The following is a 23,397-nucleotide window of genomic DNA, read 5'->3' as shown; positions in this document are numbered from 1 at the left end:
AATGACTATGAAATATAAATTTAAAAAAATTACCCTTCTCATTGGTCTTCAATGTATGACTACGCCTGTTATGGCGCAATCATTGGAACAAGCAGTAGCAGAAACGCTATCAAGTAATCCTGAAATTAAAAGTGCTTACAATGAGTTCCAAAGTAAGCATGAATTGATCCATGCTTCAAAGGGTGACTACCTACCTAGTGTCGATCTTGAAGCCGGTGTTGGCTATGACGATTACAAAGCAAAAAGCCCTTCTGGTGAATATGAGCCTCGTAGTGCGAAAATCAACATTCGACAGTTAATCTGGGATGGCTCGATTACCTACAACGATATTCAACGTAATAAATCTGAAACAGAAGCAGAGCGTTATCAATTACTTTCTGATGCACAAGATAAAGCATTAAAGAGCACAGAAGCATATCTAAATGTGCTTCAGGCTCAAGATGTACTCGCTTTGTCAGAATCGAACCTTACAGTTCATCAAAAAATGTATTCAGACATTAAAAAACGTGCCGATTCAGGTATTGGTTCAACAGCCGACTTAGCACAAGTTGAAGGCCGTTTAGCAAGTTCTAATACGAATCTACTGGCAGCACAAAGCAATTTACAAGACAAAATCACCCAGTTTGTACGTATCGTTGGTCAGTATCCTAAAGATCTCGTCAAACCTGAAGTAGACGTGAATTATCTACCAAAATCATTAGATGATGCGTTAGAAAAAGCGAAGAAAAACAACCCAGTGGTACAAGTTGCCTCGAATGACATTGACGCTGCTGAATATCAGTACAAGCAAGCTAAAGGTACATTTTACCCAACATTTAGTATAGAAGCATCGCAAGAATGGGGAGATGACTTAAATGGCTATGAAGGTAAAACTGATGAGCTAAAAGCAATGCTAAAAATGCGCTATAACTTGTATAACGGTGGTAGTGATGTCGCAAAATCTCGTCGTGCTGCATACCAAATTAACAAATCTAAAGACATTCGTGATCGTGCTCACCACATGTTAGAGGAAGGCACTCGCCTATCTTGGAGCGCATTAGATTTAGCGAAAAAACAAAAACTGTTCTTGCAAGAGCATGTTGATGCCTCTGCACGTACCGTTATTGCATACGAAAAACAATTTAAAATTGGTCAACGTACACTACTTGATGTACTCAATACCGAAAATGAATTATTTGAAGCACGTAAAGCTTATTTAACTGCTGAATATGATGGTATTTTAGCAAAATACCGTGTTCTTAATGCAACCGGTCTAATCCTTGATGAGATGCGCGTTGAGATCCCAGAAACTTGGGCAAAGTCTGTTAAATAAGAGGATTAAAAATGAAATACGTAATCACAGTTTTACTGTCTTTTTCTTTGTTTGGTTGTTCACTCTCTGTACCGCAGCCTCCTATTACAAAACAAACAAAAGATCTTTATGACGCAGATAGCGATGGTGTGATCAATCAGCGTGATCGCTGTGCTGATACGCCAATAGATGCGGTTGTAGATAACGATGGTTGTCCTACATTTGTTAAAAATTCAGAAGAGAATAATATTCACGTATTATTTGCTAATGACTCTTCAGAAATCCCTGAAAGTTATATGGAAAACATTAGCAATATGAGCGAGTTTTTAACGAAATACCCAAAAACACACATTGAGCTAAAAGGCTATGCTAGTCCAGTAGGTAACACAGCATACAACGTAGAATTATCAAAGCGTCGCGCTGCCGTTATACGACAAGCACTTATCACTGAAGGGATTGTACCGTCTCGCATTAAAACTATTGGTTTTGGTGATAGCGATCCTGTTAAAGCGTCAGATGTCGAAGAAAGTAACGCACTTAGCCGTCGCGTTGTCGCTCAAGTTGTTGGATCTCAAGGTAACGTTGTGGAAGAATGGACAATCTATAGTGTTCGTGAAAATTAATAAATAGAATCCACGTTGAAAAAAATAACCTTTTGGGCTCTGTGTTTGACCGTGGCAGTGAATGTATTCGCAGCCACGAACAAGCAACAGATCGAAAAAATAAAACACTTTTACGGAGAGAAAGCTGGGAAACGAGCGACTGCGTGGCGATCACTCATCCAAAATTCACAACACTTAAGCGAACAGAAAAAGCTTAAAGCTGTGAATAACTTTTTCAATCAATTTATTTTCATCAGTGATGAGAAGTTATGGGGTAAAGAAGATTACTGGGCTACACCTTATGAATTTGTTGGCGCAGGCGCAGGTGATTGTGAAGATTTTAGTATCGCCAAATACCAAGCATTACGAGAACTAGGCATACCAGATAAAAAGCTACGATTAATTTACGTAAAAGCTTTGGAAATGAATCAATTCCACATGGTTGTCGCTTACTACCCTACTCCCTCCTCTGTACCTCTCATTTTAGACAATTTAAAAGGTGATATTAGACCTGCAATAAAACGAAAAGATTTACTACCGATTTACAGTTTTAATGGTAGCAAGTTGTGGCTAATGAAGAATAGAGGGCAAAGCCAAGTCGCAGGAAAAGCGTCACGTCTTAGCCTATGGAATGACCTTCGTGATCGTTCAAATAAAATAATACTACACCGCCCTAAAAATACTTATTAACGAGTGAACACCAATGACCCTTTATCGACAGCTTTTACTATGGATGCTGGTTGTTTTTTTCGCATTTATCATTGCGGTCTTTGCAATCCAATTCAGTACTACAAAAGACTATCTTGTTCACCAGCAATCAACAGAACTAACGAATGCAATAAGCTCTGTTGGTTTTGACCTGTCTCCTTACCTTGAAAATAAAGACATGGTTGCTGCAGAATCTGTGATAAGCGCAACGTTTGACTCAAGTTTTTACAGTGAAGTTAAACTTGAACTTTTAGATTCTGACAAAAAGATCATTCGTCAGTATCCTCAGACAGTTGCCGGGGTACCTAATTGGTTCCAAAGCCTCATTAATATTGAACCGATAACGCAATCAACAACACTTGCAAGTGGTTGGATGCAACTTGCTAACCTTACCGTAACAAGTAGTCCTGCAACAGCTTACCAACAGTTGTGGAAAGCTACCGTACAACTCATGCTCGGTTTCGTTATATGTTCATTTTTAGGTGCAATCATTTTATCGCTTGTTCTAAATAAAGTATTACAACCTTTAAAACAGATCCAAAATAGTGCAAAAGAAATGGCATCACAGCATTTCACATCTTCTCTTCCGATGCCTCTCACTCGCGATTTAGCTGATGTCGTTACCGCTTTTAACTCAATGAACCAACAACTTCAAAGCCACTTTGAGCAACAAGCGCAAGTTGCAGATAACCTCCGTATTCGCGCATATCAAGACCCAGTTTCAGGTTTAGCCAACCGCAGCTATTTAATCTCAAAGATTACCTCTTGGTTGTCACGCAAACCCAGTGGCGGTATGGCATTATTAAAAGCTGATGATATTGAAGATAGTTATAAACAATCTGGTTACGAAGTCGGTGATCAGTTAGTACAAAAAATTGCATCTCGTTTGAAGGAGTTATCAAATGATGATGTAACCATTGCACGTCTAAACCAATCGGAGTTTGTTTTAATATCGCCTAACGCAACCAAAGTAGAACTTATCGAATCTGGTCGAAAAATGCTTAACATGACCTCAGATCTTAATTCAGATCCATTAGGCATTGCACCGCTACATGCAGCCGTCGGTATTGTTATCTGCTCTGAAAATGAAACCATTTCAAGCTTATTAGCAAGTGCTGATAATGCCTTAAATAAAGCACGTCAAGAGCCCAAAGAGTCCTTAGCCGTGATTGAATCTAGTGAGAAGAAAGAAACGGCATCATTAGGCAAGCAACAATGGAAAGCACTGGTTGAAGAAGCTATCGCCAATAAGCTTATCCATTTCACATTCCAAAAAGCGATCAACGTTGACAACAAAATACTGCATAAAGAAGCTTTCGCTTACATTCAAAAAGACAACCAGCGATTTAATGCCGGTCAATTCTTATCAGCAATTGAACAACTCAATGAAGGCGCACAGTTTGATCGCTACATTGTTGAGGAGTTATTTAGTTATATCGAGAAAGAGCCAACTTCAGTTCCTATCGCGATTAACATCACTCAAAGTAGTGTAAATGATACTGGCTTCATTCGTTGGTTAAACAGTAAATTGCAAGCAGCGCAACACATTAAAGATCGTGTGCTATTTGAGCTTCCTGAAATTTGTTTTATTAAACAATTAGATAATGCGTCTTTACTATGTGAAATCATTCACCAAAATGGGTTCCGCTTCGGCATTGATAATTACGGACATAGTTTCAGTTCAACAGGCTATTTAAATCGATTACGCCCAAACTACGTTAAACTAGACTTTGCCTATACCTCTCAACTCGATGATCAGATAAAAATGGATGTACTTCAATCTATCACACGTACAGCCAATAACCTTTCTGTTACCACAATTGCAACACGTGTTGAAACTGCAGATCAAAAAGATAAGTTAGCTGCGATGGATATACTCGGTTTCCAAGGTTTTGTTACTGATCAATTGAATCACGAGAATTAAAATGAAAGATCCTTTACTTCAGTCACTCGTATATATAAGCCGTTTTTATGGTCAGGCAAATTCTCCTGACGCGCTCGTGTCAGATTTACCATTAACTGATGGCTTACTATCACCTTTTCTTCTTCCTCGCGCAGCAGATAAAGCAGGACTGCAAGCCAAAGAAACAAAAATGGAATTGGAAAGTATCTCTTCCCTACTCTTTCCTGTCATCGCTTTGCTTAAAGGTGGAGAAGCGTGTGTTGTTTTAAGTATTGATAAAGAAAAAGGTGAAGCCGAAGTTGTACTGCCACAAAACGAAGGTAGTGAACAATGGATCAAACTGAATGAATTAAATGCTCAATACACTGGCCGTTTATTTTTAGTTAAAAAGCGCTTCCGCTACGATGAACGCTCGCCTGAGATTCTCAAAACGCGTGATGGTCACTGGTTTTGGAGTACGTTGTGGGAATCTCGTAATATTTACCGTGATGTATTGATAGCCTCAATTCTTATCAATCTATTTGCCATCGCCGCCCCCCTTTTCACTCGCTTAGTGTATGACAAAATTGTACCTAACTTAGCATTTGATTCATTATGGGTGCTAGCCATTGGTATTACGGTTATTTTTGTATTCGATTTGATATTAAAACTTCTGAGAAGCTATTTTATTGATCTTGCAGGTAAAAAATCGGACCTATTAATATCAGCAAAAATATTTAGCCGTGTTATGGGTATTCGTATGGAAGCAAAGCCGGCTTCTGTTGGTGCGTTTGCTCGCCACTTACAAGAATTTGAGTCTATTAGAGAGTTTTTTACCTCGGCAACAGTATCTTCATTAATCGATTTACCTTTTGCGCTATTGTTCTTGTTAATTATCTACATCATGGCAGGACCTCTAGCATTAGTCCCCTTGATTGCAGTATTAATTTTAGTGGCATATAGCTTCTTTATTCAACGACCACTTCGCAAGAGTATTGAAGAAGGCTCACGTCTTTCTTCACAAAAACATGCCAACCTCATCGAAAGCCTATCAGGCTTAGAGACAGTGAAAATGTTTGGGGCGCAAAGTCAATTCCAATACCGTTGGGAAGAAGCGGTAGCACATATGTCCAACTGGAGTTTGAAATCACGTCGTTTAACAGACTCCGTGCAAAATACCGCCGGTTTCTTACAGCAGTTCGTTTCTGTCGCAATGATTGTGGTGGGCGTGTATTTAATTGCCAATGGCGACCTCACTATGGGTGGTTTGATTGCCTCAACCATGTTAAGTGGGCGTGCGGTTGGTCCAATGGTACAACTTGCCCTACTTTCTACTCGTTATAACCAAGCAAAATCAGCTATGACGATAATTGAACAGTTGATGGCTATGCCGTTAGAACAGGAAGATGGAAAACGTTACATTCACCGCCCTGTTATTCGCGGAAAAATTGAATTTGATAATGTTTCCTTTGCTTATCCTAATGCAACACATGCCGCGCTAAAAAATATTAACCTCACCATTAATCCTGGTGAAAAAGTGGCAATTATTGGTCGTATTGGATCCGGTAAGACAAGTTTAGAACGTTTGTTAATGGGACTATATAGACCAACAGAAGGTTCAGTTTTAATTGATGATACTGATATTAATCAACTTCATCATATTGATATTCGTCGAAATATTGGCTGTGTTCCACAAGATATCACGTTATTCTTTGGCTCAATTCGTGACAATATTACATTAGGTCGCCCGTTATCCAGTGATAATGAAATCTTGTTAGCAGCCGAGCGTGCAGGCGTGACAGCCTTTACACAACACGACGCTGCAGGCTTAGAAAAACAAATTGGTGAAGGTGGTCATGCTATTTCCGGTGGTCAGCGACAAGCGATTGCGATTGCACGTGCATTCTTATCTAACCCACCCGTTATGATTATGGATGAACCAACGAGTAGTATGGATAACCGCTCTGAAATGTATATAAAACGCCAGCTTACTAATATGACGCCTGAAGAAACACTGATTTTAATCACTCATAAAACCAGTATGCTTGATCTTGTTGACCGACTTATTGTTATGGAACAAGGACGAATTGTAGCTGATGGTCCAAAAAATACGGTTTTGAAGTCACTCCGTGAAGGTAATGTAAGCCAACCAAAATCAGAGCAATAATAACTTTTATCTTGTTTAATTAATCAACACATAAACGCCGATATCTTAATATATTAAAAAGATATCGGCGTTTTTATTTATTAATAATTACTTAGTTGAAATTTCCCATACCGCAATACTGCCAGAAATTTCATTGCCAATAATCACTAACGGCTTTTGAGTTGGACTGTTTTTGGCTTTCACAAACGTCATGCCTTCAGGTGCTAAGTCACCCGTAATCGCTTCGCCTTCTACAACGCCACGATTAATGAAATAATCGACATAATGGGCTTTCCGTGGTTCTGTAATATCATAAACAACCACTCCACCCATACGCTCTAAACCAACAAAAGCATATGTTTTGTCACCAACTTTTCCAACAGTTAACGCTTCGGGTTCAGCACCTTTAGCATCAGAACGAGCATCACCTGCATTTTCATCTTCATCATTATTAAATGCTTTACCGTGAATTTTAGCGGTTAGTTGTCCAATCTCATCCCCCGAATCAAAAATTATCTGGCCTTGACTATCTAAAATAGAAAAGGAACGTCCGCCAAAGGTATATAGCTCTTCATACTTACCATCGCTATCTTTATCACCTAACTGAGGATTAACTTTAAGACGACCTATATCCGATTCATCATTTTTTAAATAATTAAAATTATCAGCAAGTATTAAATTTTTTGCGCGAATATCATTAACAAAAGACACACAGCCCTTTTTCTTATCAAAATCTACTCCGCCTTGTGTTTTGCATGATTCTTTATCTTTCGCATCAAAGAAGTATTCGCGACCATCACCTTCATTTGCAATCACGACATAGTTGTTTCCATCTACACTATAACTTGCAAGTGTGTCAGGTTGGAACATGCCATAGAGTCCCGAATAAGTCTTCATATTAATGCCGCCATCTTTGTCAGAAGCATCCATCTTATACTTAGACCAATCTTTAAAACCTAAGCCTTGTAAAATGAGTTTATTTGTCGCTAAATCAACAATAGCGATACCATTATTTTCTTGCAAAGACACATAAGCAGTTTTACTGTCTTTCGACACAGCCACATACTCAGGTTCAATGTCTTGGGCGACTGTTGTAGTAATTTTCGAGCCCTTAATGGTTTGACCGTTAGGATTAGAAAAAACCATCCCTTGTTTTTCTAATTCTATTTGTCTGTCATTAAAAGAAGTGAAATCGAGTAATTCTGCTTTATCTGCCACCTTGCCATTATTAATGTTAATAATACCAATAGAACCTTCAGGATCTGTTAAGTAATCCCCTGATGGTTCACCTTCATTGGCAACTACAACTTTGGTTTCATCCGGCGTAAATGTCACCATATCAGGTAGATAACCCACTTCAACATTCTTAATAAATAGAGGTATGTCTTTGCTAATGTCATAAAAAGCAATGACACCTTTCTCTCCTGTTTTATTAGCAGCCATAGCAACAGCAGCTAATCCTGACTTTTCAGCAATCGAAATACTATTGGCATTTCCTGCTGTATATTTATTTAAATCAATCGTGTAGCTAGATTTTAAATTACTGCCGTTAACCACACCTGCAGATGTTAGTTTAAGATTAGTTAAGGGAGTATTAGCAATATCAACAATTTCTACAGTCGATGTCGTACCTGAGCCATTAATAGCAAAGATTCGTTTTTTGTTATTCTGGTACGCAACAATTTCAGCCGCACCTTCTGGCGATTCAGCATTAAGCAATGCACGTCCAATTAAATTTATATCAAGCGGGCTTTCAGCATGGGCACTATATATTGGTGAGCATAAAGACGAAATCAATAGCGTTGTTAATAATGGCTTATTCACAGTTAATCCTTAACATAGGTAAAAAACCGCTACACTTTGGCAAACCAAAATGAAGTTTTTACTACGGAGAAAGGATCTTTTTATGACAGAAAGTAGACATATCATATTTTCTAACATAAAAGTCATATCACTAAGTTATTAATTTACAGATATATTTTCTGATTAACAGGTAACTTAATACAGGAAATGACATTAATACATTGCGCTATTTCATTGATTTAACTAAAATCTACTCATCGGATGAGTCGAATTGTGCGACACAAAGCACAAAAAAGTTTGTGAAGATGTAATATCTCGCTAAAATACGTGCCCCCCTACACAGTGGGTTATATCAACGAAGGTTATGCTCTATGAAAGAAAAAGTAGTCGATTTTATCAAACGTAAGCGTGAAGTCTTAGCGCATCACCAGTTTGAATTTAAAGACTGGCTATCTCCAACAATCCGAGATTATTGGGTTGAATTCTTAAACAAAGCAAACAATAGCCACATTGCTTCATGGGTTAAAGATCATAGCTTGGTTTCTATTGCCAATGGCAATGCAATGGAAGTAGAAAAGCCAGAACAGATTGAGATGCACCCTGAAGCTGAAAAACTAATGAATACCTTAACTGAAACATTAGGTGAAGAAATTCATGTAGGGGAATGGTTAACAGTTGATCAGTCGCGTATTAACCATTTTGCTGATATCACTGAAGATCACCAATGGATCCATACTGACCAAGAGCGCGCAAAAACAGAATCACCTTTTAAAACAACCATAGCTCATGGATTTTTGACGTTGTCATTATTATCGGTATTAACGGATAGTGTCGATCCTAATAATCAAAAGTTTCCTACAGCAAAAATGACCGTGAATTATGGCTTAAACCAAGTGCGCTTTCCTTATCCTGTAAAATCAGGCGTAAATGTGCGTGCTCGTACTAAAATTCAATCCGTCACGCCAATTAAACGTGGCTTGGAAATTGTGCAAGAAATTACAGTAGAAATTGAAGGATGTCGTCGTCCTGGGTGTGTTGCGGAATCAGTTGTTCGCCTCTATTTCTAACAAATAACCGCATTAAAACGCAAAGCCGAACATAATGTTCGGTTTTTTTGTATAAAAAATTAGCAGGGTAATAACGGTCATAATATGAACGCCATAAGAAACCTAACTTTTCATTTATAGCTCTTTATCGTAAATTTTTGCATGGTATGGTGAGAAGCTATCTCTACTATCGGTATATTAAAAATGAAAAAGTGGTTTAAATTTCTCCCTCTTATTCTACTTGTGGGTTACTTCATTACTTATGATGTTGTTACACAGGTTGAAAATACAACTCCTTCTGCACAAACTAGCCAGCAATAAATTTACATCACGATTAGAGGCATGGTTTAAGCCATGCACTCATTTCAACTTTTTTCATTTTTTTGCTTTTCAGGTCAGTATTCTTTAACTACGCTTTAGAACGATAGGTTAGGAAATTAACGCTTATGTTATCAACCTTACCTTTAAACAATGGCTATATATTCTGATAACCTGCAATGTTATCCTAATTTTAAGCAATAAAACGCATTAAAATTCTCTGCAGAGAAACACAAACATCATTCCCAAATCATATATTCTTCCAGTTTATAATATATGATTTGGTTTTTTTTTGGCTATCACTTTCGTTAAATTTAGCGATTTAAGCCAAACTTAACCTTCCCGCCCAATAGAAACAGAACCTTCCTCTGCTTTACCTCAATAACGTTAGCCTGTAAATTCACTATATTGTTTAGTCATTGTCGGGTCTGTTAAATGTCCGTAACAACACGTGTTTTTATTTCTCAGTCAACACAACCATGGTTCAACCTTGCCGTTGAAGACGCTATTTTCCGAAATATGCCAGCCGATCAGCAGGTTCTTTTTTTATGGCGCAATGCGGATACGGTTGTGATTGGCCGAGCTCAAAATCCTTGGAAAGAATGTAACACAAGGAAAATGGATCAAGATGGGATCACCCTTGCTCGCCGTCAAAGTGGTGGCGGTGCCGTATTTCATGATTTGGGTAATACTAATTTCACTTTTATGGCTGGAAAACCAAAATATGATAAAAACGTCTCAACAGAAATTGTCTTATCAGCCTTAAAACAGTTAGGAATAGACGCAACAGCAACTGGTAGAAACGATCTTGTTGTATCAACGAAAGATGGTGATCGTAAGTTTTCAGGTTCTGCATATAGAGAAACAATGGATCGTGGGTTTCATCATGGCACCCTTCTTTTAAGTGCAGATCTGACACGCTTGGCTAATTATCTAAATCCTGATAAAAAGAAACTAGAAGCTAAAGGGATCACATCCGTCAGATCGCGCGTTATCAACTTAAATGACCTTCTTCCAAACATAGATCATGAAAGTGTATGTAAAGCGATCACAGCCTCTTTTTTTGCCCACTACGGTGAATATGTAGATATTGAATATATATCACCAGAAAACCTTCCAGATTTACCTGGATTCTCAGAAAAATACCAACAACAAGCGAGTTGGGACTGGAATTTTGGTAATACGCAGCAGTTTATGCATACTCTTGATGAGCGTTTTCCTTGGGGGGGCGTTGAGCTTCATTTAGATGTTAAAAAAGGCCATATTATTTCTGTAAAAATGTTCACAGATAGCTTAGATCCTACACCTATCGAGCTAGTTGAAAAAATACTCTTTGGTCTTGAATATAATGCAGTCACTATAAGTAACGCCATATCAGAATTAACAGTAGAGCAGGAGAAATATAAAAACGAGCTGTACGACATTGATTCATGGCTTAAACAGGCTATTATCTAGTCATTAATAGCGGCTTTATTCTTTATTAAATCAAGATATTTGCCGCTTATTAATTATCCTCCCAATTAACCACATGGCCTTGATCATATATTCCCTCACTATAAGCAGGTGTATAACTGATAAATATATTATTTCTATTAATCGGTAAATTTAAAGATATATCCGTCGCAATCAATTCCATTAAGAATTTAATATTCTCATGTGAATAATAATTAGGCGCTATTAACTCAATCAAAACAGGATGGCTTCCCTGCTGTTGCTTATCGACTACAGCACCATGATGGACATAATGTTCATAACTCAACCATTCCCAAGTAATCATTATATGTTCACGATCTATTTGGCATTGAATAGCTATTTTTTCTGACAAAGATTTTAACACACTGTCTATTTCAATTTGTGGATCAAATGGTAATGCTTTTATTGATATTAAAGGCATAACGTCACCAATAAGTCTCAGATAAATTATGGTTACTATAGTCTTTACACTTCGCTCTGGTTTGTAACTAGTGCAAAAATCTTGCTAATAATACATCTGTTAAAAAATAAAGAGGTGATGTTCTGCAACATCACCTCTTTATTTGCTTTAAATTTATCAATTAAAATTAACTATTTATCGTTATCACAGTCATCGCAGCAAGGATTCAATACCCTTTCTTTACAATTAAATGGTTCAATGTGAATTATGATATCAACCACTTCATCTAACACTTCAAGTAAGTGCATTTTAAAATTTTCTGTAATCGTATGCGCTTTGTCTACACTCATTTCGGGATCGACAAGTAAATGAAAATCTAACAAAATTGTACTGCCCGTACGACGACTACGGATGGCATGCACTTCTTTGATATCCTTTTCTTCTGACGCGTACGCTTGAATTTTATTTTCAATTTCAGCGTCAGCTTTCGCTTCCGTAATTTCAAGTACCGCAGGCCATAAAATTTCAGCCGCCGCTTTTAAAATCATAGCCGTAACAATTAATGCGGCAATTTGATCTAAATAATGCAGTTCAGGTACAAAATAATTAGCAATAACAGCGATAGCAACAGGAAGAGAGCTAAGAGCATCAGAACGGTGATGCCATGCATTGGCATGTAATGCTCGACTGTTAATTTCTTTTGCTTTAACTGCAGTCCAGCGATATAGCACTTCTTTGACGACAATTGAGATAACTGCGGCGGCAAACGCCAACATACCGGGTTGACTGTGCGATTGCTCACTAATAGATGTCAGTGACTCCCAACCAATACCAATACCAACAAGCGCAAGCAATATACCAATAAAGATATTAGTTAACGTTTCAAAACGCCCATGACCATAAGGGTGTTCTTTATCAGCAGGCGCCGTCCAATAACGCGACCCAATAAGTATTGCAGTATCTGTTACTAAATCAGAAAAACTATGTACACCATCGGCAATAAGTGCCTGACTTCCAGTTATTTTACCAATAGTAATTTTGATAAATGCAAGGCTAACATTGGCGATCGATCCTACCCATGTAACTTTTTGTATAACTTTTACTGCTGTTTTAGACATAATTAACCAGTTAAGTAACTCTTATAAACCAGCACATAATAGCGAATTTCGAACATGAATGAGACAAGTTTTCTCAAATCATACCAAGTTAAATACTTAATTACTCACTCACCTCGATTAAGATAATGATAACTATTCAGCATAAAAAATAAATTCAATTAAATATTAATTACAAAATAATTCTCTTATAGCATTATTTTAACGTCATACTTAATTAACAAAATAATACATGTAACAAACCTAATAATAATAAACCCCTACCCCCATTCCACAAAAATACTTAATACACATATAGGGCTAAATGGCAATTTACTTATAATACTTTTTTGAAATTTAACTGAAACATATTCTATGTGATATTTTATAAATGATATGATAAAAAGTGTTGATAGAAGTAATAATTACCTTAAATATCATTTCAGATCACACTATCTATAAAAAACTTCAGGACTATGTTTCATAATTTAGTTTTTTGTACATAATAAACATGTGAGTCAATATTTTATATTGATCAACATAAAGGAAGTTTTATGAGAAATCTGGCAGATTTTATATTTCAAATGGAAAGTGAATTACATAATTTCACTACTTGGGTACACGATGCAAGAGGACGCTATAAAAAACTGCATATTTCTGATATTGATTGCAAAAAAATAAGCTTAAGTGATTTTTTAGAAAATCAATTAAATGTTGTTGTTGAAATCACTGCAGAAGATGGCACTAATTGTGCTTATTTACTTCTACCTGAAATCAACGTTGCAGCCACTATCAATTTTGATAATGGGGATGTTATCTCTATTATCGATGCAAAAGCAGCATAAACAAATTAAACACGAACGATTAAGAAATACTACGGCTAGGCTTTCTTATTATTCATACTAAAAACAGATCAATTGATCTGTTTTTTTTATTTGAATCTTATTACCTCTTTTATAAGAAGGTTATTATATCTATTTCCATTACTCAATTATTTTATAAAATTCTTTGACATTGATCATACATTATCAATTAAACAGGATTTCAAGCATTTAAGGCTTTAAATAGATAAATTGTTAGCATTTATACCATCAACAACTTTCATTTCTCCCGTTGCGCACGCTTTCATTCCATCATCCCATCCCGTATTAAAACGAGAGTTTGAACCATCTAATGTCGAGTCTTTCTTAAAATCAGCACTCGAAATACCTCTTTGAGCCAATGCGGACTCACACCCTTGATTATAACCATAATAATAAATGCTATCTTGTAGAACATTACTGACATACTGTTCAGGTAAAAAGCGTACTCCGCTGTCAGTAGTATGAGTACAACCGATCATCATAAGTGCGACAAATATTACAGTGATATTATTTTGCATTGAACATTTCCTGTAAAAAAGCATACTTCAGCTATTCAATTTTGGCTCACCATTTAAAAAAATGTTAATAGATCGTTGCCATTCTCGCGTGTGAGATCACATTTATAGCAAAAAAAAGCTGCCCTCAAGACTCGCTTAAGGGCAGCTTTACAACTCTAGATTTTCCGATTATGGCTCTTCAGCTACTGGTTTCGGTTGGTAATGTTCAGGTTTTAAGCCTAAAAATTCTGGCAATAATGTACCAACAGAAATTGAAGACCAAGTACCCGTTAAGATACCGATAAACATTGCAATAGAGAACCCTTGTAGTGATGAACCGCCTAATAGCCATAGTGAACCTACAGTCATTAATGTGGTACCAGATGTCACCATTGTTCGAGAGAAGGTTGCAACAATCGCTTCGTTGTTTGTCGCTTCAATATCTTGTTTAGGCTTCGCAATTAATAATTCACGAATACGGTCAGCAATAACAATTGAGTCATTCAACGAGTAACCAAGAATTGCTAGGATCGCAGCAAGTACTGTTAAGTTAAATTCCATTTGTGTCATCGCAAAGAAACCAACAGCAAGGATAACGTCGTGTAATAACGCAAGTAGTGAACCTGCAGCAAGACGCCATTCAAAGCGGTAACTTAGATAACCTAAAATACATAGCATTGTTACCAATAGTGCTAAACCACCCTGCTCGGCCAACTCAGCACCGACTTGTGGACCAACAATACTGGTATTTAACACTTGTATATTGGCATGAAGTGGCGCGAGAACTTTTGTAATTTCTGGATATTCAACACCTTTAGCTGGCGCGGCATAACGCAAAATCCAACGCCCCGGTTCATCTGCAGCAATAACAACAACATCTTGGTTAAAGCCTGCATTCATTAACGGCTCAATTTCACTGTTTGTGATTTGGCTGTCCATTTGAACTTCACTAACAACACCGCCAGTAAAATCTAAACCCCAGTTAAGACCTCTTACACAAATAAAGGTAATAGAGATAACCATTAAGGCGATAGAGACAATACCTGTCATATAACGCAATTTGGTTAAGTTTTTAATAATCCAATTTTTCATTGCGTTAAACCCTTACATCTCGACGAGAATCACGACCCCAAACCAAGTTAATAATGGCTCGTGAAGCGAAAATACCAGTAAACATACTTGTTAATAGACCAAGACCTAACGTCAATGCGAAACCTTGAATTGGACCATTACCAATAGAATAAAGCACAACGGCTGTGATCATTGTTGTAAAGTTAGCATCGAAAATAGTACCAAATGCGCTGCTAAAACCACGGTCAATCGCTTGAGCCATGCTTCGGCCATCACGGATCATATCTCGAATACGTTCAAAGATAAGTACGTTGGTATCTACCGCCATACCGACGGTTAATACTAAACCAGCGATACCTGGTAAAGTTAATACTGCACCAGGGATCAATGCCAATAAACCAAATAGCATGATCATATTTGAAAGCAGTGCAATGTTAGCAACCCAACCGAGACGACGGTACCACACAGCCATAAATAGCAATGTTACACCTAAGCCTAATGCTAGAGCAGCAAAACCATTTTTAATATTTTCAGCACCCAATGTTGGACCAATAGTACGCTCTTCAACAATAGTTACAGGCGCTGTAAGCGAACCTGCACGGAGAAGTAAAGCAAGTTGCTGTGCATCTTCTAACGAACCTGCACCCGTAATACGGAAACGGCTACCTAATTGTGTTTGAATGGTTGCAACACTGATGATCTTGTTAGTTTGAACCGTCTCACCTTTCGCATTACGGCTATATTCACTGTAAGACGTCGCCATTGGTTTGCCCACATTCATACGTGAGAAATCAGACATCATCTTACCACCAGCACTATCCAGCGTAATATTTACTTCAGGCGTACCGTTTTCACCAAAACTTGCACGTGCATCAACAATATGATCACCACCAAGTACAGGCTTACGGCTAACACGAATAGGATTACCATTATTATCAGGTAGAATCATTGTGCTACCGGTGCCTTCTTCTTTCACAGCATAAAAAGCAAGGCTTGCTGTTGCACCAATAACATTCTTCGCTGCCGCAGGGTCTTGAACACCAGGAAGCTCAATACGAATACGGTTTTCACCTTGACGCTGAACAGATGCTTCCGTAATACCGAGCTCTTCAATACGGCTGCGCATTGTTTGCAAGTTCTGCTGAACGGTTAAGTTACGCAAATCTGTTTTCTCTTTCTCACTAAGTGTAAGAAGAAGATTATCAGCAGAACCATTAGTAGCTTGCCATTGTGGATATTGTTCACGAATGAACTGGCGAACTTTACTATTTGCCGCTTCACTAGGCAGACGAACAATAACTTCATCCATACCTTTTAGTTCAGCACGGCTACCGCGGATCTCTTGCTTACGGAAATTAACGCGTAAGTCATCCATTAATTGTTGAGCATGGTTTTTGTATACTTGCTTAACATCAACATCTAAAAGAAATTGAACACCACCGCGAAGGTCAAGGCCTAGCTTTATTGGCTCAAAACCCATGTCTTGTAGCCACATTGGAGCTGCTGGTTCTAATGCTAGCGTTAAACGTTCTTCATTTTTCACTAGTGTATTTAACGCTGCTTTAGTATCAGTTTGTTGTTTAGTACTATCTAATACAACAATCGTTTTATCAGGCTTTTGTTCAATTTTTAGCGGATCAATATCATGCTCTTTTAACACCTTCTGAATTTCAAAAGGTGTTGGCATTGCACCGCCTTTTTTACTGATTTGTACTGCAGCATTGTCGCCATACCACGTTGGAATAGCACTTAATAACATTATTGAAACTGTCACAATTAACACAACATATTTCCATGCTGAGTAATGATTCAGAATCTGTTTAGTATTCTTTTTTCTCATTATTTTTAGCCATGTACCTTGCAACAGACAGCCTGTTGCAGTCGATAGAACACCTATAATTATACCTTTATCACAAGAGTTTGTTAAAGATACTCATCAGTATGACCACTTTAAAAGGATCAATATAATTACAGGTCCGATAAATAGAATTTAATAATCAGTTAATTATTAATATATTTATTAAGTATTTTGAAAGGGTATTACCATTAGCTGAATCGAAACTTTCAACGAATAAATAATATTTTATGCAGCTTGACGTTGCTCGCCATATTGGGAGTAGATCAGATTTGTATCTTTCCAACCGGAAATACGTGATGAAGATGATTTAATTTTAAGAACCCACTCCACCGTTGGTGATAGTGGTTCTACATACCCGACGGTAAGTGGTACAGCAACAAGAATAGGAAGCTCAAATGCTAACCGATAATCAGCTGAGACTTCTTCAGGATTTAGATGAAGCACATTTAATAATCGGCTCGATGTCCCTAAAGCAATATTGTAACCACTAAATTCAATATGATGTTGCTTATTCTTATCACTACTTTTATCTAGATTAGGAATTGGGAAATTCCATACTAACTTTGAGCTATTAACAGAAACAGGCAAACCAACACTGTTATCATTTTGTGTTAATGGATGTTTATTATCAGAAGAGTGATTAACCGTTTGATTTTGCTTACAATTAGATTGAGCAGTATCTGAATGAAAATTGACAAAGTGCGATTGCACAACTATTTCATCACATGGATTAACCGTATTTTGCACGACATGCTGTTGAGCATTTTCGTTGATATGTGTAGATGCCGAAGCTAATGACGCAGCCCCTAAGCAAATACTTAATATCAAAAAACGAACAAAGGTCAGAAACATAATACCTAAAAATAATGAACAAAAATAAGGCTCGTCGCAATGATAAGCGTCGATACTCATGGTGACAAGGAAATTATTTACAAAATCTTGTTATATTTTATTTTTTATCCATAAAATTAGATAGCTTCCTTCTTTTTAGCTGATATTAATTAGTATTAAATAACAATAGGATATGAGTTATTATTAAATAATAACGTATAAAAAAGCCGCAGAGTAAACTCTACGGCTATGAATTTTTATACTATTTGTAACGCTTATAATCCGATAAAAATACCAGCAAGCGCCGCACTCATTAAGTTAGCTAATGTTGCCGCTAAAACGGCTTTAATGCCTAGTTTTGCAACATCACCACGGCGTTCAGGTGCCATGACACCAATTGAACCAATTTGAATAGCAATAGAACCAATATTCGCAAAACCACATAATGCGAAAGTAACGATTACTTGAGTATGTTCAGATAAAGTTTGTTTAACCGCTGCGAAGTCCATAAAAGCAACAAATTCATTGAGAATAAGCTTCTCACCAATAAAAGTCCCTGCTTTTAACATTTCTGTTGCCGGTACACCGATAACAAAAGCAAGTGGCGAGAAAACATAGCCCAAAATAGCTTGCATCGTTAGTGGTGTTGTAGCAAACCAATGTGATGCAGAATCAAGACCAATCGTTGCCGTAATACTTGCTAACCAATGCCCTACCCCTTCAAGGCCAGCATTAGCCATTGCGATCACACTAACAAAAGCAATGAGCATAGTACCAATCGCAACAGATACTTTCATACCATTCATTGCACCAGCAGCTAATGCGTCGATAGCATTACTGTGCTCACTTTTCGCCATCTCGATCTCAGTTTGTTCCATTGGCGTTTCTTGTTCTGGTACAAGAATTTTAGCCATTAGTAAACCACCGGGGGCAGCCATAAAACTTGCAGCAATCAGATACTTAAGATCAACACCTAATCCTGCATAGCCACCTAATACGGAACCTGCTACTGACGCCATACCACAGGTCATCACCACGAAAAGCTCAGAACGTGTCATTTTTGCAAGAAATGGACGAATAAGAAGAGGAGATTCACCTTGAGAAAGGAAGATATTACCTGTGGCAACCAAAGATTCTGCGCGACTTGTACCTAATAGTTTTTGGATACCACCACCCAAAACTTTAATTACCCATTGCATAATGCCAAAGTAATAAAGGAGAGAAATTAAAGCACTGATGAAAATAACAAGAGGAAGTACACGAATGGCAAAAACAAAACCACTTTTTTGAATATTAGCTAAATCACCGAAAACAAAATTAATACCAACATCAGCGAAACTAAGAAGGCCAGCAACACCGTCACTCATTGCACCTAGCATCTTCTGACCAATGGGTACATAAAGTACAAGAGCGGCAAAGCTTGCTTGTAAGAATAAAGCACCGCCAACGGTTCTCCAATTGATCGCCTTTCTATTATCAGAAAGCGCCACTGCGCATAGAACCAGTACTACGATACCAGCTAATGTAATTAACAACTGCATTATTTCGTCCTGCTGTTTTTTAAATGGGTGTCGAATAATGAAGGTATTGCTGTTTGCTGCCATTGAGGAACGATTACTTTTGGGGAAAAAGCAAAAAAGGTAGGATTAACGTTATAAAACGCTAAAAATATGAATGTGTTCGCCCAATAATACAACATACGAGTCACCTAAATTAACAAGCTACAAATAACGCCGGTCCAACTCCGTGGGTCGTTCACTTATCCCTGGTGACAGCTTGTAAAATAAGGTGGCTGAACTTAACTGTTCTGACCGAGGCGAGAGTATATAGAGATCTTGCTCACAATAACAATATCATTTCTCATTATTCGTATATCCAAAGAGCAAATGAATACTATATGAGCAAATAATCCCTCATATAAAACCTTTAACGCATATCTGTTGATTTGTTGTACAGCGAACTCAATTAACAACAAAAAGCCGAACACAATAAATGTCCGGCTTTTGAGGATGTATAATTAATTAGTAATGTTTACTTTGTAAGTACTTCATTTAACCATTGATCGAAATGCGATTTCGGCATTGCACCATTTAACATGTCAACCATCTTGCCTTCTTTAAACACCATAATTGTTGGAATACTACGAATACGGTATTGAGCAGCTAATGCTTGTTGTGCTTCAGTATCAATCTTCACACAACGAATTTGACCATCACGCTCTTTAGATACATCTGTAAATACAGGAGCGAAACCGACGCATGGGTTACACCACGGAGCCCAAAAATCAACTACGACAGGCTTATCACTTTTTAATAGCGTTGAAAAATTATCTTCAGTGCCTTCTATAGGCATACCATCAAATAACTTATTTTTACATGAGCCACAGGTCGCTTCGTCATTAATACGATCTGAAGGCATGCGGTTTAATGATTTACAGTGTGGGCAGCGAGTGGTGATTGTAGTCATTGTAATAATCCATTTAAAAACTTACTTTTTTGTTACTTTACCTTTTGCATAGTAAAAAACAATATGATTCATATTATTACAGCAATAGTCTAAAACTATCAGAGCCTAATGTAGCGAGCAAGATTCAAAAAATCACGATGACACTTCACTTATCATAGATGGGATGCAAACATCGCATCCCATAAAATTTCACTTGTTGTTATTTAATGATGCTTACAATGCTGATTCTGAAACTCCCACACTTATAGTGACAGTGTCACAATAAAATGAGTGTTAATCCTTTATTGTCATTAATGAAATAACCCTAACTCTCGCGCTTCAGCAATGGTAAGTCCACTCGCTTGAATATCACGGAAAAGCTCTATGCGTCGTCTTGCTGCAGCTTGTTGTTTTTTACCCTCAGCAATATTGGTGGCCGACTCATCCTTGTGCTCCCACTTAGATGATACGGAAGAAATCTCTGAATAATCGATAGAGTTAATAGACACAACAACCTCCTAAAGTAACCTGTGTCATTATGATTTACTTAGTATCAAAGGAAATTCGAGGAGTTAAGCTGATAAATTTAACTTTGTGATCCAATCGATGTTCATGTAATAAAGTTACAAAAATAACTGAAAATGACTAGTCAATAACTAATAACAAGCGTACTAATAGAAGTTCTTGGCAAATAAAAAACGTTTAATATTTAGACATATTTGACTCAGGTTATTTATATATAAGCTTTAATTAACAACGTATGAATATAAAAACATTTTGAACTTGTTACTTACCCAAAACATACGCCAACATTTTTGACTTAAGCATATGATAAAAGAAAATAACGCATTTATGTCAATACGTTATGTCGCCACCCATGAACGACATTTAGTAATTTAACATTACATTAATCACACTGTAGTTATGAGTATAAAAAGCGTAGCGTAGTAAAAAAATTTAAAGGTTTTTATTATGAACGCTCAATTATCTGAACTTGCACAACCAGGTGCTATTTCTAATCCGAATACTTTCGCTGAATACCTCACCTTTATTTTCAAAGAAAAGATTAAGAATGATGACGTAACAAAAATCTTTGCCAAAATTCAAATTATTGAAAAATCCATCGCGCAAAAAGACCCTTCAGCAAACCTTTCTTTAACCATCGGTATTTCAATTAAAGGTTGGTCTACCGTTTTCCCTGATGTTCAAGCGCCATCTTTATTACATGATTTCATTGCTATGACTGACGGCGAACGTAACTTCCCAAGCACACCGGGAGATATTTTCATCATGATAAAATCTGAGCGTATGGATCTTAATTTTCAAGCAGCGAAATACATTGCCGCAGCTCTTCAACCTATAGCTAATTTAATTGAAGATATTCAAGGTTTTAAATACCTAGACAACCGCGATATGATCGATTTTGTTGATGGAACTGAAAACCCAAAAAATGAAGCTCGTTTTAATGCCGTTTTAGTCGAAAATGACAGTGATATCCACCAAGGCGGGACTTACTTAACCGTACAGCGCTACGTAGATCGTCAAGGCTTATGGGATAAACAAACCACAGAATACCAAGAGCAAGTTATTGGTCGAACTAAGCTTGACGATATTGAACTTGATGATAATCAGAAACCCGCTTGGGCGCACAATAATAAGAGTAAAGTTATTATTGATGATCAAGAAATTAAAATGCTACGTCAGAACCGTCCATTTGGTAATGCTATAGAACATGGCACGATGTTTATCGGTTTTGCAGCCTCACCGGAAATTTTAGATATTTCATTGAAACAAATGATTTATGCTGATGAAAATGGTAACTACGATCGCTTATTGGATTTTGTGGAAGCAAAAACAGGTACTCACTACTTTGTACCTTCACAAACATTAATGAATACTTTCGCCGATTGATCTATCGTGTCGTCAATGTGCCTACAAATGAAAATTTGTGGGCTTTTTCTTATTAAAAATCACAAAGTGATAAAAATGTAATTAATTTTCAATCTAAGCCCTTGAAAAATAAAAAATACATTTTATTTTACAGAATAATTTCTTGATTCCTCGCACGTTCTGTTGTCCCCTATACACTTAATAATTAATTCTATCTTTTTATTTATACATACGAAGAGTATTTCTGGGGGCAAGAATGCGCAAAACCCTTTTAACCCGAGTATCACTAGCAGGTCTTATTGCTACCGTTGCGGGTTGTTCATCAACACCGCCGCCAGCACCAGTTGAAAAAAGTTTCAAAACGATAGCTAGCCAATTTATGACTTCTGATGCAACACGTAGCCAAGGTACGGTTGTTGATAAAGGTATGTTTTACCCTAAAGAAACCTTCTCTTTTAGTTATCGTTACTGCTCTGCAAGTGCCGAACAAGCGCAACAAGATATTGAACAATTTTATCAATTAGCCAATAAAACATGTAAAGCTAACTCTGGCACCATGATCAACCAAGATACTGATGCCTGGTGTGTGAGTCACCCTAATACTCCAGATGAAACACCTATTTTCTCTGCACGTATTACATCTACAGATCTATGGGCTGATGTTTGTCCTACAGGGCCATTTGTCCCGATGCGTGTCATTGAAAACAAAGATGTTGATAAAGTCGCTTGGATTGATGGCGCTAAACTTCTTGGTTATCAACCCTACTCTGTACATAGAAAGGTTGTCCCATCAAACCAGTCTCAAGCGGCACTCTTTAATGAAAAAGAAACACCTGCACCAGAACAAGAACCTTGGACTGAAGAGACTGGCTTCATTGCTACACACGTAGGTGAAACTGTGTGTATGTATAAGAAGACTAAAGACGAAGCTTATGGTGTGACTTACAAAGGTAAAATCCAAAGTGTAAATGACAACCGCGTTAGTGTATTAGCGACTGAAAAGTTAAAAGGCGATATTCGTATTGCGCCTGAAATTGATCCACTACCTTGGTATAAAGGAGCGGTAATAGAAGCAGATGCACGCTCTTGGTTTATTTGTCAGTAAATAGCATTACTCTCTTTAAAATATAACAAAGCCCAGCATAATCTATTAGCTATGCTGGGCTTTTTATTTATCTC

The 23,397-nt window shown here is 37.3% G+C and carries 20 protein-coding genes; 10 read left to right on the top strand and 10 right to left on the bottom strand.

Translation table 11 applies throughout. The features are described from left to right. Window position 1 precedes the first annotated feature (1 nt). Genes SKA34_RS07550 through SKA34_RS07530 form a run of 5 tightly spaced genes read left to right on the top strand, consistent with a single transcriptional unit; the run spans window position 2 to window position 6,650 of the window. Window positions 2-1,312 carry a TolC family outer membrane protein gene (locus tag SKA34_RS07550; protein WP_006644916.1) on the top strand — a complete coding sequence of 437 codons (1,311 nt, stop codon included), beginning with the start codon at window positions 2-4 and terminating at the stop codon, window positions 1,310-1,312. A gap of 11 nt (window positions 1,313-1,323) precedes the next feature. Continuing rightward, window positions 1,324-1,914: an OmpA family protein gene (locus SKA34_RS07545; protein ID WP_006644915.1), complete on the top strand. Its 591-nt coding sequence runs from the start codon at window positions 1,324-1,326 to the stop codon at window positions 1,912-1,914. Window positions 1,915-1,953: 39 nt separating this feature from the next. Further along, entirely contained in the window at window positions 1,954-2,583 is a 630-nt protein-coding gene (locus SKA34_RS07540) for a transglutaminase-like cysteine peptidase (protein ID WP_304412104.1), read from the top strand. A 13-nt stretch (window positions 2,584-2,596) separates the two neighbouring features. Next, window positions 2,597-4,525 carry an EAL domain-containing protein gene (locus tag SKA34_RS07535; RefSeq protein ID WP_006644913.1) on the top strand — a complete coding sequence of 643 codons (1,929 nt, stop codon included), beginning with the start codon at window positions 2,597-2,599 and terminating at the stop codon, window positions 4,523-4,525. Between the two features lies 1 nt (window position 4,526). Beyond that, window positions 4,527-6,650, top strand: a complete 2,124-nt coding sequence (locus SKA34_RS07530) for a type I secretion system permease/ATPase (RefSeq protein ID WP_006644912.1) — start codon at window positions 4,527-4,529, stop codon at window positions 6,648-6,650. Window positions 6,651-6,737: 87 nt separating this feature from the next. Here SKA34_RS07530 and SKA34_RS07525 read toward each other — a convergent pair whose 3' ends face one another. Beyond that, window positions 6,738-8,453 carry a choice-of-anchor I family protein gene (locus SKA34_RS07525; protein ID WP_006644911.1) on the bottom strand — a complete coding sequence of 572 codons (1,716 nt, stop codon included), beginning with the start codon at window positions 8,451-8,453 and terminating at the stop codon, window positions 6,738-6,740. Between the two features lie 350 nt (window positions 8,454-8,803). Between SKA34_RS07525 and SKA34_RS07520 the strand changes: the two genes are divergently transcribed. Continuing rightward, on the top strand, window positions 8,804-9,499 hold the full coding sequence (locus SKA34_RS07520; RefSeq protein ID WP_006644910.1) for a MaoC family dehydratase: 696 nt from the start codon (window positions 8,804-8,806) through the stop codon (window positions 9,497-9,499). Between the two features lie 732 nt (window positions 9,500-10,231). After that, on the top strand, window positions 10,232-11,251 hold the full coding sequence (locus SKA34_RS07515; protein WP_006644909.1) for a lipoate--protein ligase: 1,020 nt from the start codon (window positions 10,232-10,234) through the stop codon (window positions 11,249-11,251). A 49-nt stretch (window positions 11,252-11,300) separates the two neighbouring features. On the opposite strand, the gene SKA34_RS07510 is transcribed toward SKA34_RS07515, so the two are convergent. Beyond that, window positions 11,301-11,690, bottom strand: a complete 390-nt coding sequence (locus tag SKA34_RS07510) for a hypothetical protein (RefSeq protein WP_006644907.1) — start codon at window positions 11,688-11,690, stop codon at window positions 11,301-11,303. A gap of 170 nt (window positions 11,691-11,860) precedes the next feature. Next, a complete protein-coding gene (locus SKA34_RS07505; RefSeq protein WP_006644906.1) occupies window positions 11,861-12,787 on the bottom strand; it encodes a cation diffusion facilitator family transporter in 927 nt (308 codons plus the stop codon). 530 nt (window positions 12,788-13,317) lie between these two features. Here SKA34_RS07505 and SKA34_RS07500 point away from each other — a divergent pair. Beyond that, the gene (locus SKA34_RS07500; protein WP_006644905.1) at window positions 13,318-13,608 is read left to right on the top strand and encodes a hypothetical protein; all 291 of its coding nucleotides are present in this window, start codon (window positions 13,318-13,320) and stop codon (window positions 13,606-13,608) included. Window positions 13,609-13,823: 215 nt separating this feature from the next. On the opposite strand, the gene SKA34_RS23320 is transcribed toward SKA34_RS07500, so the two are convergent. From SKA34_RS23320 to SKA34_RS07465, 7 genes are all read right to left on the bottom strand, one after another. Beyond that, a complete protein-coding gene (locus tag SKA34_RS23320) occupies window positions 13,824-14,144 on the bottom strand; it encodes a hypothetical protein (RefSeq protein ID WP_006644904.1) in 321 nt (106 codons plus the stop codon). A gap of 168 nt (window positions 14,145-14,312) precedes the next feature. Further along, window positions 14,313-15,215 (bottom strand): protein translocase subunit SecF, encoded by a 903-nt coding sequence (secF, locus tag SKA34_RS07490; protein WP_006644903.1) that lies wholly within the window; start codon window positions 15,213-15,215, stop codon window positions 14,313-14,315. 4 nt (window positions 15,216-15,219) lie between these two features. Beyond that, window positions 15,220-17,034 carry a protein translocase subunit SecD gene (gene secD, locus SKA34_RS07485; protein WP_039859813.1) on the bottom strand — a complete coding sequence of 605 codons (1,815 nt, stop codon included), beginning with the start codon at window positions 17,032-17,034 and terminating at the stop codon, window positions 15,220-15,222. A gap of 243 nt (window positions 17,035-17,277) precedes the next feature. After that, a complete protein-coding gene (locus tag SKA34_RS07480; protein ID WP_039860070.1) occupies window positions 17,278-17,904 on the bottom strand; it encodes a hypothetical protein in 627 nt (208 codons plus the stop codon). A gap of 254 nt (window positions 17,905-18,158) precedes the next feature. After that, the gene (locus tag SKA34_RS07475) at window positions 18,159-19,424 is read right to left on the bottom strand and encodes a NupC/NupG family nucleoside CNT transporter (protein WP_006644900.1); all 1,266 of its coding nucleotides are present in this window, start codon (window positions 19,422-19,424) and stop codon (window positions 18,159-18,161) included. A 490-nt stretch (window positions 19,425-19,914) separates the two neighbouring features. Next, entirely contained in the window at window positions 19,915-20,349 is a 435-nt protein-coding gene (trxC, locus tag SKA34_RS07470) for a thioredoxin TrxC (RefSeq protein ID WP_006644899.1), read from the bottom strand. Between the two features lie 290 nt (window positions 20,350-20,639). After that, on the bottom strand, window positions 20,640-20,837 hold the full coding sequence (locus tag SKA34_RS07465; RefSeq protein WP_006644898.1) for a hypothetical protein: 198 nt from the start codon (window positions 20,835-20,837) through the stop codon (window positions 20,640-20,642). 463 nt (window positions 20,838-21,300) lie between these two features. On the opposite strand from SKA34_RS07465, the gene SKA34_RS07460 reads away from it, so the two are divergent. Continuing rightward, window positions 21,301-22,239 (top strand): Dyp-type peroxidase, encoded by a 939-nt coding sequence (locus tag SKA34_RS07460; protein ID WP_006644897.1) that lies wholly within the window; start codon window positions 21,301-21,303, stop codon window positions 22,237-22,239. A 235-nt stretch (window positions 22,240-22,474) separates the two neighbouring features. Further along, entirely contained in the window at window positions 22,475-23,323 is an 849-nt protein-coding gene (locus SKA34_RS07455) for a hypothetical protein (protein WP_006644896.1), read from the top strand. Window positions 23,324-23,397 lie beyond the last annotated feature (74 nt).

The organism is Photobacterium sp. SKA34 (genome assembly GCF_000153325.1).
Taxonomy (GTDB): domain Bacteria; phylum Pseudomonadota; class Gammaproteobacteria; order Enterobacterales; family Vibrionaceae; genus Photobacterium.
This window is presented reverse-complemented; position numbering and strand designations above follow the sequence as displayed.

What these genes read in the sequence shown, in the direction of transcription:
- SKA34_RS07515 (WP_006644909.1), top strand. Translation starts at nt 10,232, where the DNA reads ATGTCCGTAACAACACGTGTTTTTATTTCTCAGTCAACACAACCATGG.
- SKA34_RS07520 (WP_006644910.1), top strand. Translation starts at nt 8,804, where the DNA reads ATGAAAGAAAAAGTAGTCGATTTTATCAAACGTAAGCGTGAAGTCTTA.
- SKA34_RS07455 (WP_006644896.1), top strand. Translation starts at nt 22,475, where the DNA reads ATGCGCAAAACCCTTTTAACCCGAGTATCACTAGCAGGTCTTATTGCT.
- SKA34_RS07545 (WP_006644915.1), top strand. Translation starts at nt 1,324, where the DNA reads ATGAAATACGTAATCACAGTTTTACTGTCTTTTTCTTTGTTTGGTTGT.
- secD (WP_039859813.1), bottom strand. Translation starts at nt 17,034, where the DNA reads ATGAGAAAAAAGAATACTAAACAGATTCTGAATCATTACTCAGCATGG.
- secF (WP_006644903.1), bottom strand. Translation starts at nt 15,215, where the DNA reads ATGAAAAATTGGATTATTAAAAACTTAACCAAATTGCGTTATATGACA.
- SKA34_RS07505 (WP_006644906.1), bottom strand. Translation starts at nt 12,787, where the DNA reads ATGTCTAAAACAGCAGTAAAAGTTATACAAAAAGTTACATGGGTAGGA.
- SKA34_RS07550 (WP_006644916.1), top strand. Translation starts at nt 2, where the DNA reads ATGACTATGAAATATAAATTTAAAAAAATTACCCTTCTCATTGGTCTT.
- SKA34_RS07480 (WP_039860070.1), bottom strand. Translation starts at nt 17,904, where the DNA reads ATGTTTCTGACCTTTGTTCGTTTTTTGATATTAAGTATTTGCTTAGGG.
- SKA34_RS07475 (WP_006644900.1), bottom strand. Translation starts at nt 19,424, where the DNA reads ATGCAGTTGTTAATTACATTAGCTGGTATCGTAGTACTGGTTCTATGC.
- SKA34_RS23320 (WP_006644904.1), bottom strand. Translation starts at nt 14,144, where the DNA reads ATGCAAAATAATATCACTGTAATATTTGTCGCACTTATGATGATCGGT.
- SKA34_RS07460 (WP_006644897.1), top strand. Translation starts at nt 21,301, where the DNA reads ATGAACGCTCAATTATCTGAACTTGCACAACCAGGTGCTATTTCTAAT.
- SKA34_RS07500 (WP_006644905.1), top strand. Translation starts at nt 13,318, where the DNA reads ATGAGAAATCTGGCAGATTTTATATTTCAAATGGAAAGTGAATTACAT.
- SKA34_RS07510 (WP_006644907.1), bottom strand. Translation starts at nt 11,690, where the DNA reads ATGCCTTTAATATCAATAAAAGCATTACCATTTGATCCACAAATTGAA.
- SKA34_RS07535 (WP_006644913.1), top strand. Translation starts at nt 2,597, where the DNA reads ATGACCCTTTATCGACAGCTTTTACTATGGATGCTGGTTGTTTTTTTC.
- SKA34_RS07530 (WP_006644912.1), top strand. Translation starts at nt 4,527, where the DNA reads ATGAAAGATCCTTTACTTCAGTCACTCGTATATATAAGCCGTTTTTAT.
- trxC (WP_006644899.1), bottom strand. Translation starts at nt 20,349, where the DNA reads ATGACTACAATCACCACTCGCTGCCCACACTGTAAATCATTAAACCGC.